Source organism: [Micrococcus luteus] ATCC 49442, assembly GCF_010367585.1.
Lineage (GTDB): Bacteria > Actinomycetota > Actinomycetes > Actinomycetales > Micrococcaceae > Arthrobacter > Arthrobacter luteus_A.
In genome coordinates this window covers 1,625,319-1,639,454 of record NZ_JAAAXP010000001.1, presented here as the reverse complement: position 1 = coordinate 1,639,454, position 14,136 = coordinate 1,625,319, and the positions used below count along the sequence as shown (strand labels likewise).

The window sequence follows — 14,136 nt, the reverse complement described above, 5'->3', positions numbered from 1 at the left end:
CGCCCGGGCTGATTGATTGTCAGACCCTGCTGATCAACTACAGAAGTGGTTGTTCTTTGATCCAAACGTAGGCCAGCCACATTGCTTTTTCAAACATTTGTTCTAGCGAGTCTCGACAATATTCGTTCATAAGTGCTAAAAATGGAGAAGCAAAGTTCGAACATGTGTTCTATTCGTTGCTTTCGGATTCGAATATCCGAGTCCTTAGCCGGCCAAGGCCGGAACAGGCAGCAACGTACAGGGCGCACCGGGCAGCACAGTATGGTCCAGGAGGGCTCATCTCATGTCAGCTATATCTGCTTCGCAGGACACCCGTCCGCAGTTCGTTTCAGTCCAGCACCTCACCTCGCGGCTCGAGTCGGCGCAGGCGCCCGACCCCGTGGCACCGAACGCCCGGAGCGCGCGCCGGAACGGTCCGTCCCTGACATCCGCTACGTCCGTGCAGCGGAAAGAATCCCTGCCGCCTCTCCGGCTCACCCGCCGTGGCCGCATCGTGCTCATTGGCATCCCGCTGGTGGTTCTTGCTGCGCTCCTGCTCTCGCTGGCCGGGTTCCTCACCTCTCCGGCGAAGGCGGCCGATTCCGCCGCCGGCCTCTCCGTCACCCCTACGGTGACGGTGACAGTCCAGGCAGGGCAGTCGCTGTGGGCCATCGCGGGCGCTGCTGCACCCGAGCGGGATCCGCGCGACGTCATCGCGGACATCGTGCAGCTGAACAACCTCACTGCCGGCGGCGTGGTGCCGGGCCAGCAGCTCTTCGTCCCCACTCAGTAGGCGCAGCACCTCAGAAGGTCTGCCGGAGGTCCCTGCCGCGGCCAGCGGATGCCGTCACATTTTCCGGGCGTCCCGTTCGGAACTAAACTGTTCAGGTGAATGACCAGCTAGAGCGCCTGAACCGACTTCCCCTCCGGACCAACCTCCGCGGGCTGACCCCGTACGGTGCTCCGCAGCTGGATGTCCCCATCCTGCTGAACGTCAATGAGAATACCCACGGCGTCCCGGCGGATGTGCAGGCTGCCATCAGCGCGGCCGTCGCGGAAGCGGCGGCAGGTCTCAACCGCTACCCGGACCGTGAGTTCACCGATCTCCGGGAAGCGCTGGCCGAATACCTTGGCCACGGGCTCGACGCCACCAACATCTGGGCAGCGAACGGATCAAACGAGGTACTCCAGCAGATCCTGCAGGCATTTGGCGGTCCCGGCCGCAAGGCCCTGGGTTTCCCGCCCACGTATTCCATGTACCCGCTGCTGGCCAGCGGCACCGACACTGAGTACATCGTGGGGCAGCGGGCCGAGGGTTACGGGCTCAGTGCCGAATCGGCGGCTTTGCAGGTCAAGGAACTCCAGCCCAACATCGTTTTCCTGTGTTCGCCCAACAACCCCACGGGCACCGGCCTCGGCCTGGACGTTGTGGAAGCGGTTTACGCTGCCGGCGAAGCCAGCCAAACCATCGTCATCGTCGACGAGGCCTACCACGAGTTTGCCCACGACGGCACGCCCAGCGCCCTGACCCTGCTCCCCGGCCGGGAACGACTGATTGTTTCCCGCACCATGAGCAAGGCCTTCGCCCTCGCCGGTGCGCGCCTTGGCTACATGGCAGCCGCGCCCGAGGTCACGGACGCCCTCCGCCTGGTCCGGCTGCCGTACCACCTCTCCGCCATCACGCAAGCGACGGCCCTCGCCGCACTTCAGCACCGGACTGCCCTGATGGCAGACGTCCGCGACATCAAGGAACAGCGGGACCGCATCGTCACGGAGCTGACCCGCATGGGCCTCAAGCCCGCGGCTTCCGACTCCAACTATGTCTTCTTCGGAGGGCTCGATAACCCGCACGAGGTGTGGCAGCAGTTGCTTGACGCCGGGGTGCTGATCCGGGACGTCGGGATCCCCGGGCACCTGCGCGTCACGGCGGGAACTGAGACGGAGACCACAGCGTTCCTGACCTCCCTGGAGGGCATCCTGGCCCGCCAGGCCAAGCTCCCAGCCTAAACTTGAAGTACCGGCGCCCCGCGCGCCCCACCACTCCTGCGCTTAAAGGACATATGACCATGAGTTTCACCGGATCGAACACTGCCCAGTCCCGGACTGCCCGCATGGAGCGGGCCACCAGTGAATCGTCAGTGCTCGTGGAGATCAACCTCGACGGCACGGGCGTCTCGGACATCGACACCTCCGTCCCGTTCTACGACCACATGCTCACGGCGCTGTGCAAGCACTCGCTCATTGACATGACGGTCAAGGCTACCGGTGACATCCACATCGACGTCCACCACACGGTGGAGGACGTCGCCATCACCCTCGGTGAAGTCCTGCGCACGGCGCTGGGCAACAAGGCCGGCATCCGCAGGTTCGGCGAGGCCACCGTCCCCCTCGACGAAGCACTCGCCCACGCTGTTGTGGACGTCTCGGGGCGCCCCTACCTGGTGCACGGCGGCGAGCCCGCCGGCCAGGAGTACCACCTGATCGGCGGCCACTTCACGGGATCTCTGACCCGGCACGTCTTCGAGGCCATCACCCTGCACGCCGGCATCTGCCTGCACATGAACGTCATCGCGGGCCGGGACCCCCACCACATCGTCGAGGCCCAGTTCAAGGCCTTCGCCCGCGCCCTGCGCGCCGCCGTCGAACCCGACCCCCGCGTGGAGGGAATCCCCTCCACCAAGGGTGCCCTGTGACCGGCCAGATCCTCCGGGACGGTGCCGTGATCGATCCGGCTACCGGCAAGAAGCCCGTCTCGCCCGAAGGCAAACCCACAGTGACCGTCCTCGATTACGGGTCAGGCAATGTCCGCTCGGCCGTGCGGGCCCTCGAACGGGCCGGAGCCGAGGTCCTCCTCAGCTCCAAAGCCGAGGACGTGCTCAACGCTGACGGCCTCGTGGTGCCCGGTGTCGGTGCTTTTGAAACGGTGATGCGCGAGCTCAAGGCTGTGGACGGAATCCGGCTGATCGGCAGGCGCGTGGCCGGCGGCCGGCCCGTCCTGGCCATCTGCGTGGGCCTGCAGGTGATGTTCGAGGCCGGCGTCGAGCACGGAACGGAAGCCGAAGGCATGGGCGAGTGGCCCGGCAAGGTGGAGCTCCTTCCTGCCGAGGTGGTCCCGCACATGGGCTGGAATACGGTGCAGGTTCCGGAAGGCTCGAAGCTGTTCGCCGGCGTCGAGGACGAGCGTTTCTACTTCGTCCACTCCTACGGCGTCCAGGACTGGAATTTCGACGTGATCCAGCCCAGGATGACCGCGCCGCTGGTGACCTGGTCTGAACATGGTGCCCCCTTTATCGCCGCGGTGGAGAACGGTCCGCTCTGCGCCACGCAGTTCCACCCGGAGAAATCCGGTGACGCCGGTGCCCGGCTGCTGCGAAACTGGGTGGACGGTCTTCGCAAACCGGCCCCCGCTGGTACTGCCTAGATGTGGTCCATCGTCCTGATGGGCCTGGCCGGGCTCCTGGTGGGCGGTGCCTGGGCCTTCAGGCAGCAGCAGAAACCACTGTGGACCCAAATCAGTTTCTGTGTCCTGGCGCTGATGTCGCTGATCGCCGCTTACCTGCTGACCCTCCCCGGGAACTAGCCCACACACCCCCAGCCTCCCCGGCACAACACCACCGAACAGGATTTGAGATGACCTCCGCAACCGATTTGCCGGTACTTGAACTGCTGCCCGCCGTCGATGTCGTCAACGGCCAGGCCGTCCGGCTGGTCCAAGGGGAGGCCGGCAGCGAGACAAGCTACGGCACGCCGTTGGAAGCCGCCCTCAACTGGCAGCAGCAGGGCGCCGAATGGGTGCACCTGGTTGACCTTGATGCAGCCTTTGGCCGCGGTTCCAACGCCGAACTGCTCCGCGAAGTCGTCGGCCGGCTGGACATCAAGGTGGAGCTCTCCGGCGGGCTCCGGGACGATGAGTCACTAGAGGCGGCACTCGACCTCGGCGTGGCCCGCGTCAACCTGGGCACCGCAGCCCTGGAAAACCCCGACTGGACCCGCAAGGCCATCGACCGCTTTGGCGACAAGATCGCCGTCGGGCTTGATGTCCGGGGAACCACCCTGGCCGGCCGGGGCTGGACCAAGGAAGGCGGGGACCTCTGGGAGGTCCTGGGCCGGCTGGAAGAGGCCGGGTGCTCCCGGTACGTTGTCACCGACGTCACGAAGGACGGCACCCTGCAGGGCCCCAACGTGGAACTGCTGCGTCAGATGGTGGAGAAGACCGGCAAGCCGGTGGTCGCCTCAGGTGGTATCTCCAGCCTCGACGACCTGAAAGTCCTCCGGTCGCTGGTGCCGCTGGGCGTTGAAGGCGCGATTGTGGGCAAGGCGCTGTACGCCGGTGCCTTCACGCTGCCTGAAGCCCTCGACGTCGCCGGACGCCGCTAGCCGGCCCGGTGGACAGCACGCACAGCGCGGACGCAACCGGCGGGACGCCGGTCACGCGCCACCTCCCCGGACACATCGCTGCCGCCCTAGCCGGCGCAGGCGGCCCGGCCGATTCGGCCGGGCAGCCCTGGGAGGGCCGTAGCCTGGCCGGGGACGACGGCAAAATCCACAACTTCGAGGACGACGACGGCTCGGCCGATTCCGGCTACCTCGCCGCTGTCGGGGCGTTGGTTGACGGCAGCGGCGACGAAGCGGCCGTCGTGGCGTCCCTCGCGACCGCCCGGGTCTTTATCCCCATCATCGCCCGGCTCGGCGCGGAGGCGGAGGGTGTGGACGGCCTGGCGGCGGACAAACAGGCAGACATGGCCCTGGTCACGTTGAAGGCAGCGGACGGCCGGACGGCCATGCCCGCCTTCTCCTCGGCGGATCAACTGGCTGCCTGGCATCCCGAAGCCCGCCCCGTTGCCGTGTACGCCGCCCGGGCCGCCCTCTCAGCGGTCGCCGAGGGAGCCGAGCTGCTGGTCCTCGATCCCGGCTCGGACGTCACCCTGGTAGTCCGGCGGCCGGCCGTCTGGGCGCTGGCGCAGCAGCAGGACTGGGTTCCTTCGTACACCGACTCCGCGCTGGCGGCAGAAATGGCCGCAGCAGCGGCCGGATTCCCAGCCGTCCGGAACATCGAACTCCGCCCCGGCGCCGGAGTGGCGGCCGTCACCCGCGGGGGAGTCGTGCTCTCCGGCGGTGGCGCAGGACCGGAACTGCAGGTGGTGCTCTACCTCGAGGACGGCCTCGATGCAGCAGCGGTGCAGGAACTGGTGTCCGGGCTGCAGTCTGCCTGGTCACGGAATGTATTGTTTGGAGAGCGTGTCGACTCGATCGAAATCAAGTTGCGGCGCGCAGTTCAGTAGCTGACGGTCAGCGGGGAGGACCCCTCGGGCTGCCCGCAGCAGACCCAAAGGATTTTTCCGTGAATTTCGCCCTTTACCGGGAGCTGCTCGCCGTCCAGCCCATCAGGCGGCTCCTGTTCGTGGGCATGGTGGCCCGCATACCGCACTCCGCCGCGGGGGTTCTCCTGACCCTGCACATCGTCCTCACCCTCGACAAGGGCTATGCCGCCGCAGGTGCGGCCGCTGCGGTGATGACCGTCGGCATCGCGGTTGGAGCACCGTGGCGCGGGAGGCGGGTTGATACCGTTGGCCTGCGCAGGGCGCTCATTCCGTCCGTGGTATCCGAAGCGGTGATCTGGTCCGTCGTACCGCATGTCAGCTACGAATGGCTCCTGCCGCTGGTGTTCGTCGGCGGCCTGCTTACTCTCCCCATCTTCAGCGTGATCCGCCAGTCCCTCGGTGTCCTCGCAGACGGCGACCAGCGGCGGACCGCCTTTGCTCTGGACTCCATCGCCACCGAGATGGTGTTCATGATCGGGCCCGCAGCCGGAGCCGTCGTGGCCACCAGCGGTTTCACCGTCCTGGGGCTGACCGTCGTGGGCGTCTCCACGTCCCTGGCGGGGCTGTTCCTCATCTGGTTCAACCCGCCCACCCGCAGCGCAGCCCAAACCGGGGAAGGTGAGGCGGACGAGCGCCACGCGGCCGAAGTGGCAGTTGTTTCCGCGGCTCCGGCCCACCTCCAGGAAGCAGCGGCAGACCTTGTGCCCGCCGGTGCCGCCCGAGCCGGCGGCGGCCGGGCCGGCGGCGGCCGGGCCGGCGGCGGCCGGGCGGGCCTGCGGGGCAGGGTGGCCCACAACTTTGCGTGGTTTACGGCCACGGTGGCGGCGGTCTTCGCAGTGGCGGCCGGAACCGGCATGGTCCTCAGCGGCACCGACGTTGGCATTGTTGCCGCACTGGAGACCGGCGGGCATCAAGGCGAAATCGGCATCGTGTTCCTCTTCTGGTGCGCCGCGTCGGTGATCGGCGGACTTGTGTACGGTGCCATGCACCGGCCGGTGTCGCCCATTCTGCTGCTGCTGGGCATGGCTGCCCTGACCATCCCGATGGGCTTCGCGCACGATACCTGGACGCTCGCGTTCGTATCGATTCTGCCGGGCCTCTTATGCGCACCGGTGCTGTCATCGGCCTCCGAAAAAGTGGCTGACCTCGTGGCTGAGGAGCGCCGCGGGGAGGCCATGGGCTGGTACGGTTCCGCGCTGACCGCTGGCGTAGCGCTCGGGGCGCCCCTTGCGGGCGTCTTCATTGACGGGACAGGGCCGTCCGGCGGATTTGTGGCGGTGGGCGCGGCCGGCGTGGTGCTCTGCCTGGTAGGACTGCTGCTCAAGGCCGTGCGGCGCCGTCGGGTGGCCGTCTAAGCTGCTTCTTCCCCGTCGATTGCTCCGTAAGTGCCGTTTAGAACCCTCTAAACGGCACTTACGGAGCAATCGATCATCACGGAGGGTGCGCGCAACTGCCTAACTAACGACGACGGCGGGCGGACCTTTGTGGTCCGCCCGCCGTCGTCGTGATTGATTTATGCAGTTGCCGTGCGGATCAGTTGACCGCGCCCGTGTACTTTTCGCCGGGGCCCTTGCCCGGGGCGTCCGGAATGACCGACTCTTCGCGGAAAGCCAGCTGCAGTGACCGCAGGCCGTCACGCAACGGTCCGGCGTGCTGGGAGCCGATTTCGGGGGCAGCAGCCGTCACCAGGCCGGCGAGGGCGGTGATGAGCTTGCGGGCTTCGTCCAGGTCCTTCAATTCTTCCGCGTTGTCCTCGGCGGCGAGGCCAAGCTTCACTGCTGCGGCGCTCATCAGGTGAACGGCGGCGGTGGTGATGACCTCGATGGCCGGAACCTCGGAGATATCGCGGATTTGCTGGCTCACGTCAGCCTCGGCAGGGGCGGCCTCGAAAACGTGTGAATTGCTGTCTGGGGTACTCATACTGGTAAGCTTGTCACAGACCGACTGAATGTCGTTATTTTGCTCTGTAGAGGTCCCGCCTGCGCCACGCTGCGTTGTGAGGGATTTTTTCTGTAGAATGACATGCAGTTTGCAAGCGGAGTTCTCTCCCACCCGCGTCAGCCGTTTTCCCACCGGAAGCTTTTCCAGGGAAGCAAGGTTGCCGGGTACCGGTCGGACAGTGCATCACGGCGTAAGCCGGATTCACTGCGCACCGCCTCTTGTCGAGGCCAGTGTTATCCGACCATCGAGGCCTTCGATTGCTCCGGCAATTGGGGGCCTTCTCTATTTGCCGGTGGAATATCATTTCAATCACAGGAGCTTTAACATTAGCGAGCCAAGAATCAATGAGCGTATCCGCGTCCCCGAGGTGCGGCTGGTCGGCCCTGCAGGTGAACAGGTAGGAGTCGTCCGTATTGAGGATGCCCTGCGTTTGGCTGCTGAATCCGATCTTGATCTCGTTGAAGTAGCACCTCAGGCCAAGCCTCCGGTGTGCAAGCTGATGGACTTCGGCAAGTACAAGTACGAGGCCGCAGTCAAGGCACGTGAGGCCCGGAAGAACCAGACCAACACGGTTCTGAAAGAAATCCGCTTCCGCCTGAAGATCGATACCCACGACTACGAGACCAAGCGCGGACACGCCCTGCGCTTCCTCGGCGCCGGTGACAAGGTCAAGGCCATGATTCAGTTCCGTGGCCGCGAGCAGCAGCGCCCGGAGATGGGCATCCGCCTGCTCCAGCGCTTCGCCGACGACGTCGCCGAAGTGGGCGTTGTTGAGTCCAGTCCCCGTATTGACGGCCGCAACATGGTGATGGTGGTCGGGCCGCTGAAGAACAAGGCTGAAGCCAAGGCTGAGGCACGCCGCGCATCGCAGCGTGCAGAGGCCAAGGCTCAGAACGAAGCCAAGGCTTCTGGCCGGATCGATGTCATCGGTGACGACCAGGCGCCGCTGACCCAGTCGTTGGCTGATCTTCTTCCGGAAGGGTTCGCCATCACCACGGAGCCCGAAACGGCTGCTCCGGAAACTGAAGCCACTGAGGCGGAGGCTCCTGAAACGACAGCTCCGGCCGCGGCTGAGGCACCCGTTGCAGCTCCTGCCGCTGAAGCCCCGGCGAAGGAAGCTCCCGTCAAGGAGGCTCCGGCGAAGGAAGCAGCAGCACAGGAGGCGCCGAAGCAGGCCGCCCCGAAGGCCGCTGCTCCCAAGCGGGAAGCCCCCAAGGCAGCCCCGGCTCCGGCCAAGGCTCCCGAAGCCAAGCCCGCCGAGGCAGCCAAGCCCGCTGAAGCAGCCGCTCCGGCAGCGCCGGCAGCTCCGAGGCCGCCGGTACCGATGCCTAAGCCGGTAGCCCGGCCTGCGGCTCCGAAGCCTGCTGCAAGGCCTGCCCCCAAGGCAGCCCCGAAGCCGGCCGGTAAGAAGACTACCTAGTTCAAAGCTGCGGAAGGTTTCCTTCCGCAGTACGCAACCAGCACGCCGCCTGCAGGGGTGGCTGCTCGAAAGAACTGCAGACAATGTCTGTGGACACGTAAGGAGATCGGTTCCCATGCCGAAGATGAAGACCCACAGTGGTGCTAAGAAGCGCTTCAAGCTGACCGGCAGCGGCAAGCTGCGCCGCCAGCAGGCCAACCGCCGCCACTACCTGGAGCACAAGTCCTCCAGGCTGACTCGTCGTCTCGCCGGCGACAAGATTGTCTTCAAGGGTGACGCAAAGGTCATCCGGAAGATGCTCGGCATCTAAGTTCCAAGTTCTCTGACTGATGCCACCTGGCAGCAGTCAACTACCAAAAAGGCTTCTCAGGCCAGCCGGTTGTTCCGGCAGTAGATGCTTGGGATCAGATTTTCGAAGGAGTACGCACGTGGCACGTGTGAAGAGGGCGGTCAACGCCCACAAGAAGCGCCGGGTTATCCTTGAACGCGCAAAGGGCTACCGTGGACAGCGTTCACGCCTGTACCGCAAGGCCAAAGAGCAGCTGCTGCACTCGTTTGTGTACAGCTACGGCGACCGCAAGAAGAAGAAGGGTGACTTCCGCCGCCTGTGGATCCAGCGCATCAACGCTGCATCCCGCGCCAACGGCCTCACCTACAACCGCCTGATCCAGGGCCTGAAGGCCGCTGAGGTCGAGGTTGACCGCCGTATGCTGGCCGAGCTGGCCGTCTCCGACGCCAACGCTTTCGCCGCACTGGTAAAGATCGCCAAGGACTCCCTGCCTGCTGACACGTCGGCTCCGGCTGCCAAGTAGCATCTGAAGGCAGTTCAAGAACTGGTGGCTGAAGCCACTAAGGTTCTTATATGAACGAAACCGGGCGCCCGCAAGATATTCCACTGTCCAACCCCCGAGCTGATCGGGTGAGGAAGGTGGCGCAACTTGCCGGGCGCCCGGCCCGTTTAAAGCGCAGCGAGTTCCTGGCGGAAGGTCCACAGGCTGTCCGTGAGGCCCTGACGCTGCACCGGAAGAGGATCGCGGCGGGGGAGCCGGGCGTCGTTTACGAGGTCTACGCGAGCGAGGCCTGCCTCGACCGGCACCCGGACCTGGAGGCCCTCGCCGAAGGCATTGACGCCTACCTCACCACCGATGAAGTCCTTGCTGCGATGGCGGACACCGTTACCCCGCAGGGCATTCTGGCTGTCTGCGGTTTCCTGGACGTGAGCCTTGAGCAGGTCCTCGACGCCGGCCCGCGGCTTCTTGCCGTGCTGTGCCAGGTCAGGGATCCCGGCAACGCCGGCACCGTGCTCCGGGCCGCCGACGCGGCCGGCGCGGACGCCGTTATCCTGACCTCATCCAGCGTTGATATCTACAATCCGAAGGCGGTCCGTTCCACGGCCGGCTCCCTGTTCCATCTGCCCGTTGTCCTGGGCGCGGATATCGAGGCCGTGGCGGCCGCCTGCCGGGCGCGCGGGATCGGGATCCTGGCCGCCGACGGCAACGGGGACGTCAACCTGGACACGCTCCAGGACCAAAACGCCGCCCGCCGTATTGCGGCCCCCGGGGTGGAATCGGTTTTTGCATTGGAGGCGCCAACCGCGTGGCTCTTCGGCAACGAAGCCCAGGGGCTCTCCGAGGCCGAACTCGGCCTGGCCGACCATCGGGTGGCTGTGCCGGTCTATGGGGCCGCGGAAAGCCTCAACCTCGGCACGGCGGCAACGGTGTGCCTCTACGCCAGTGCCCGGTCGCAGCACGAGTCCGGTGCGTTGTCCGGGCAGGGCCGTGCCGGTAAGACCCAGTCCGGGTAAGGCCCGCCACAACTTAAAAAGACAGGGCCCCGGTTGTTCCGGGGCCCTTGCTGTATGAATCAGAGATGAGAGGCAATCAGGGTGCGCGGGTGGATCCGCGGCGTCCGGTGATGGCGCCGTAGACGCCGGCAACTACCAGGCCGCCTACGATGGCGAGGATCCAGGTACCCAGATCAAAGAAAGCAAGGTCGCCCTTGCCGAACAGGAGGCTGCCAATCCAACCGCCTACAATCGCGCCGACTACGCCCAGCACGAGGCTCGTTACCCAGCCGCCGCCGACCTTGCCGGGCATCACGGCTTTAACGATGGCCCCCACTATGAGGCCGAGAATAATCCAAGCAAGAAAACCCATGTCTCCTCCTTCATATTCGTCGGGATTTAATTGTCCCGATTAGTGTTCAAGCTAACATAAGGGCGCCCCCTTGTCAGCAGGCTTAGTGCCTGTTTACGGGGCGTGTTGCGAGGCAAAAAGGGACCGGATTTTCGGGCTCAACCCGTGCAGGGCCGCGGTTTGCGCCTGCGGGGTTTGTGGCTTTGTGAAGGAGAACAGGCCGTGGCGGGCAGGTCCGGGTGACTCGGATCAGGCGGCCAATGGTTTTTTGCGTTCCAGCAGGCCGCTGACAATTGCCACCGCAAGCCCCAGGACAGCCAGGACAGCCCCCACAAGTGCGGGCGCCACGAAGCCCCACCCCCAGGCGATCACCACGCCGCCCAGGAACGCGCCCAAAGCGTTGGCAACATTGAGTGCCGCATGGTTAAGGGAGGAAGCCAGGGAAGGGGCATCCGGCGAGGCGTCCAGGAGGCGGGTCTGGAGGGCAGGGATAAGCAACGAGCCGGATGCTCCCACCACAAAGACCATCACGAATGCCGACCACGGCCAGTGCACTGCCACGGCGTAAACCACCAGGGCGACTGCGATGCCGGGCAGGACCCAGTAGAGGGTCCCCATCACGGATTTGTCAGCAAGCCTGCCGCCCACCATGGTTCCGGCGACCATGCCCAGACCGTACAGGGCCACCACGATGGGCAGCAGTGATGCGGGAATGCCGGCCACCAACGTCATGGTGTGGGCGATGTAGGTGTAGGTGGCGAAGAAGCCGCCAAAGCCAACGATGCCAATGAGGATCGCGAGCCAGACCTGGAGTCGCTTGAGGGCACCGAGTTCGCGGCGGATGCTCGCGTCCGGATGGGGTGCCTGGTACGGGACGAATTTCCAGAGCAGGACCAGGGTGAGCACGCCGATGGCTCCTACGAGGACAAAGAGGAGCCGCCAGCCGAATGTCTGGCCCACCCAGGTGGCGGCAGGCACGCCAATCACGTTGGAAACCGACAAGCCGGCCATGACCATCGAGATGGCCCAGCCGCGCCGGCTGGGCGGAACCAGGGAAGCGGCAATGACGGCGGCGACGCCAAAGAACGCGCCGTGCGGCAGGCCGGCGGCGAACCGGGACACCAGCATGGTGCCGTAATCGGGAGCGATGTAGGACACCAGGTTTGCCAGGGTGAAGAACAGCATGAGGCCGAGCGCGAGGTGCTTGCGTGGCAGCTTGGCTCCTACTGCGGCGAGCAACGGTGCCCCCACCACCACACCGAGGGCATAGGCGGAGATGAGGTGCCCGGCCTCCGGGGTGCTGATGTTGAGGCCCTGCTCCACTTCTTTGAGCAGGCCCATCATGGTGAATTCCGTGACGCCGATACCCACGCCGCCCATTGCCAGAGCGAAAATGGCCGCACCGATATTCGGCGCCTTGACTGAAGGCGCGGTGGGGGTCTGGACGATGCTGCTCATGTGCCTGCTTTTCACGGGGGGATGCTGGGTTGGTGCCGGGGGCGGGCTGCCGGCCACTGTACGGAACCCCGAAACGAGTGCAGGTATTCCTGTCCGGCCGGCGCGAAGGCCTGCCGTCCATTGTCCCCTATCCAGGAGCCGACGCAGCAGGATGCTGTGTGCCTGCCCGGTGCCCAATGCTCTCCGGGGGTCGGGCCTACCTCATAGACTGGGGCGGTGAGTGAACAGATACAGGTAGTAGGCGCAGCAATACTGGACTCGCTGGTGCACCCGGCCCGCATGCTGGTGGCGCGGCGTACGGCTCCCGAGCAGTTTGCCGGCCTCTGGGAATTTCCCGGCGGAAAAGTGGATGCGGGCGAAGAGTGCGAGGCGGCGCTGCACCGTGAGCTCAAGGAAGAACTCGGCGTGACAGCCCGGCTGGGGCGGGAGTTGGAGGCGGCGGAGCCGGCAGGGTGGCGGCTGAACGAACGGGCCACCATGCGGGTCTGGCTGGCTGAAGTCACCGAGGGGGAGCCTCACCCTCTTGAGGACCACGATGAACTGCGCTGGGTGGATCTGGCGGACCACCAGGGTGTGCTGGACCTCCCTTGGATTCCTGCTGACTTCCCCATAGTGCAGGCCCTCCTGCACTCCCTCAGCTCACAAGTGAGTACAGGCAACGCGGCACAGGCCCTGAAGCCCTAAGGCCTCCGAAACAGGGGTCAGAACAGGGTTGGCTGGCCCGGCGGCGCCACGGTGCCCTGCCGTATGTCCCGGCCTCCTGTACCGGAGACGGGGAGGATGCCCTCGGGATACTGTGCTTCTTCTGTGCGGGGATCGTCCTCAAGATCGCGGTGGCTGAAGCCGTGGCCGCTTGTGAAGCCGTGCCGCTGCTTGAAGAAGCGAACCTTCGCCGCGAGCCAGCTGCGGTATTCCTTGGAGGCATACGATCCGGTCCCGTACAGGCCACGGTAGCGGCCCGTGAGCTCAGGGTGGTTCCTGGCGATCCACTGCATGAACCATTCCCGGGTGCCCGGCTTCAGATACAGGGCGCCTGCGGTTACTCCGGTGGCGCCGGCTGCGGCCAGCGAGCCGAAGAGGGCATCGAGCGCGTCGTCGCTGTCGGAAAGCCAGGGCAGGATGGGCATGGCCATCACGCCGCAGGGGAGCCCGGCGTCGCGGAGGCGGGAAACCAGCTTCAACCGTGCCCGGGGCCCCGGCGTGCCGGGTTCAACTGCCTCGGAGAGTGCCTCGTCCGTCATGGCGATGGAGATGCCTACGCCCACCGGGACCTGAGTGGCCGCAGATTTGAGCAGCGGGATGTCCCGTGCCAGCAGGGTTCCCTTGGTGAGGATGGACAGCGGAGTTCCGGAGTCCGCCAGCGCTGTAATGATTCCGGGCATGAGCTGATATCGGCCCTCGGCCCGCTGGTACGGATCTGTGTTGGTGCCCAGCGCCACCTGATGGCGGCCCCACGACGGTTTGGCAAGCTCCTTTCGGAGCACCTCGGCGGCGTTGACCTTCACAACCACCTGGCTGTCGAAATCGAGTCCGGCGTCAAAGTCCAGGTACGTGTGGCTCTTGCGGGCAAAACAGTAGACGCAGGCGTGACTGCAGCCACGGTAGGGGTTCACGGTCCATTCAAACGGCATGCGGGAACCGGCAACCACCTTGTTGAGCACCGATTTGGCGGTGACCTCATGGAAGGTGATGCCGGCGAATTCGGGGGTGGTGACCGAGCGGACCAGCCCGGCGAGGGGCAGCAACGCGGGTGACGCGACCTTTCCGCCGTCGCTGGCAGGCCGCTGCATCAGTGCTTGTGCATCCCATCTCATGCACTCTATTCGAAGATATGTTCGAACTTAAGTCAAGGGCCCGCGCCGTGGTGTGGCGCGGTTTGGCT

17 protein-coding genes are annotated in these 14,136 nt (G+C 65.4%); 13 read left to right on the top strand and 4 right to left on the bottom strand.

The window, feature by feature from the left end:
* The first annotated feature begins 421 nt into the window (after positions 1-421).
* From GUV69_RS07375 to GUV69_RS07345, 8 genes are all read left to right on the top strand, one after another.
* Positions 422-772 (top strand): LysM peptidoglycan-binding domain-containing protein, encoded by a 351-nt coding sequence (locus tag GUV69_RS07375; RefSeq protein ID WP_164206309.1) that lies wholly within the window; start codon positions 422-424, stop codon positions 770-772.
* Positions 773-867: 95 nt separating this feature from the next.
* Positions 868-1,986, top strand: a complete 1,119-nt coding sequence (locus GUV69_RS07370; protein ID WP_164201065.1) for a histidinol-phosphate transaminase — start codon at positions 868-870, stop codon at positions 1,984-1,986.
* Between the two features lie 59 nt (positions 1,987-2,045).
* Entirely contained in the window at positions 2,046-2,672 is a 627-nt protein-coding gene (hisB, locus tag GUV69_RS07365; protein WP_164201063.1) for an imidazoleglycerol-phosphate dehydratase HisB, read from the top strand.
* On the top strand, positions 2,669-3,400 hold the full coding sequence (gene hisH / locus GUV69_RS07360) for an imidazole glycerol phosphate synthase subunit HisH (protein ID WP_164201061.1): 732 nt from the start codon (positions 2,669-2,671) through the stop codon (positions 3,398-3,400). Before hisB ends, hisH begins: the two co-directional genes overlap by 4 nt.
* On the top strand, positions 3,401-3,559 hold the full coding sequence (locus GUV69_RS22840) for a hypothetical protein (protein ID WP_167525083.1): 159 nt from the start codon (positions 3,401-3,403) through the stop codon (positions 3,557-3,559).
* A 50-nt stretch (positions 3,560-3,609) separates the two neighbouring features.
* Positions 3,610-4,356: a bifunctional 1-(5-phosphoribosyl)-5-((5-phosphoribosylamino)methylideneamino)imidazole-4-carboxamide isomerase/phosphoribosylanthranilate isomerase PriA gene (gene priA / locus GUV69_RS07355; protein ID WP_164201059.1), complete on the top strand. Its 747-nt coding sequence runs from the start codon at positions 3,610-3,612 to the stop codon at positions 4,354-4,356.
* Between the two features lie 8 nt (positions 4,357-4,364).
* A complete protein-coding gene (locus GUV69_RS07350; protein WP_164201057.1) occupies positions 4,365-5,261 on the top strand; it encodes an SseB family protein in 897 nt (298 codons plus the stop codon).
* Positions 5,262-5,320: 59 nt separating this feature from the next.
* Positions 5,321-6,655, top strand: coding sequence for an MFS transporter (locus GUV69_RS07345; protein ID WP_164201055.1), 1,335 nt, complete (start codon positions 5,321-5,323; stop codon positions 6,653-6,655).
* Between the two features lie 178 nt (positions 6,656-6,833).
* Here the strand turns inward: GUV69_RS07345 and GUV69_RS07340 are convergent, their stop codons facing one another.
* The gene (locus tag GUV69_RS07340) at positions 6,834-7,220 is read right to left on the bottom strand and encodes a DUF1844 domain-containing protein (RefSeq protein ID WP_164201053.1); all 387 of its coding nucleotides are present in this window, start codon (positions 7,218-7,220) and stop codon (positions 6,834-6,836) included.
* 313 nt (positions 7,221-7,533) lie between these two features.
* Here GUV69_RS07340 and infC point away from each other — a divergent pair, with 313 nt between their 5' ends.
* The 4 genes from infC to GUV69_RS07320 all read left to right on the top strand — a co-directional run bounded on the left by infC (position 7,534) and on the right by GUV69_RS07320 (position 10,465).
* On the top strand, positions 7,534-8,661 hold the full coding sequence (gene infC, locus GUV69_RS07335; RefSeq protein ID WP_244292646.1) for a translation initiation factor IF-3: 1,128 nt from the start codon (positions 7,534-7,536) through the stop codon (positions 8,659-8,661).
* Between the two features lie 115 nt (positions 8,662-8,776).
* Positions 8,777-8,971 (top strand): 50S ribosomal protein L35, encoded by a 195-nt coding sequence (gene rpmI / locus GUV69_RS07330; RefSeq protein WP_009358635.1) that lies wholly within the window; start codon positions 8,777-8,779, stop codon positions 8,969-8,971.
* Between the two features lie 118 nt (positions 8,972-9,089).
* Positions 9,090-9,473, top strand: a complete 384-nt coding sequence (rplT, locus tag GUV69_RS07325) for a 50S ribosomal protein L20 (protein WP_164201051.1) — start codon at positions 9,090-9,092, stop codon at positions 9,471-9,473.
* 50 nt (positions 9,474-9,523) lie between these two features.
* Positions 9,524-10,465, top strand: coding sequence for a TrmH family RNA methyltransferase (locus tag GUV69_RS07320; RefSeq protein WP_164201049.1), 942 nt, complete (start codon positions 9,524-9,526; stop codon positions 10,463-10,465).
* 76 nt (positions 10,466-10,541) lie between these two features.
* On the opposite strand, the gene GUV69_RS07315 is transcribed toward GUV69_RS07320, so the two are convergent.
* The gene (locus GUV69_RS07315; protein ID WP_164201047.1) at positions 10,542-10,817 is read right to left on the bottom strand and encodes a GlsB/YeaQ/YmgE family stress response membrane protein; all 276 of its coding nucleotides are present in this window, start codon (positions 10,815-10,817) and stop codon (positions 10,542-10,544) included.
* Positions 10,818-11,045: 228 nt separating this feature from the next.
* Positions 11,046-12,254, bottom strand: coding sequence for an MFS transporter (locus GUV69_RS07310; RefSeq protein WP_164201045.1), 1,209 nt, complete (start codon positions 12,252-12,254; stop codon positions 11,046-11,048).
* 216 nt (positions 12,255-12,470) lie between these two features.
* On the opposite strand from GUV69_RS07310, the gene GUV69_RS07305 reads away from it, so the two are divergent.
* Entirely contained in the window at positions 12,471-12,938 is a 468-nt protein-coding gene (locus GUV69_RS07305; RefSeq protein WP_164201043.1) for a (deoxy)nucleoside triphosphate pyrophosphohydrolase, read from the top strand.
* 17 nt (positions 12,939-12,955) lie between these two features.
* Here the strand turns inward: GUV69_RS07305 and GUV69_RS07300 are convergent, their stop codons facing one another.
* Positions 12,956-14,068 carry an Rv2578c family radical SAM protein gene (locus GUV69_RS07300; protein WP_164201041.1) on the bottom strand — a complete coding sequence of 371 codons (1,113 nt, stop codon included), beginning with the start codon at positions 14,066-14,068 and terminating at the stop codon, positions 12,956-12,958.
* Positions 14,069-14,136 lie beyond the last annotated feature (68 nt).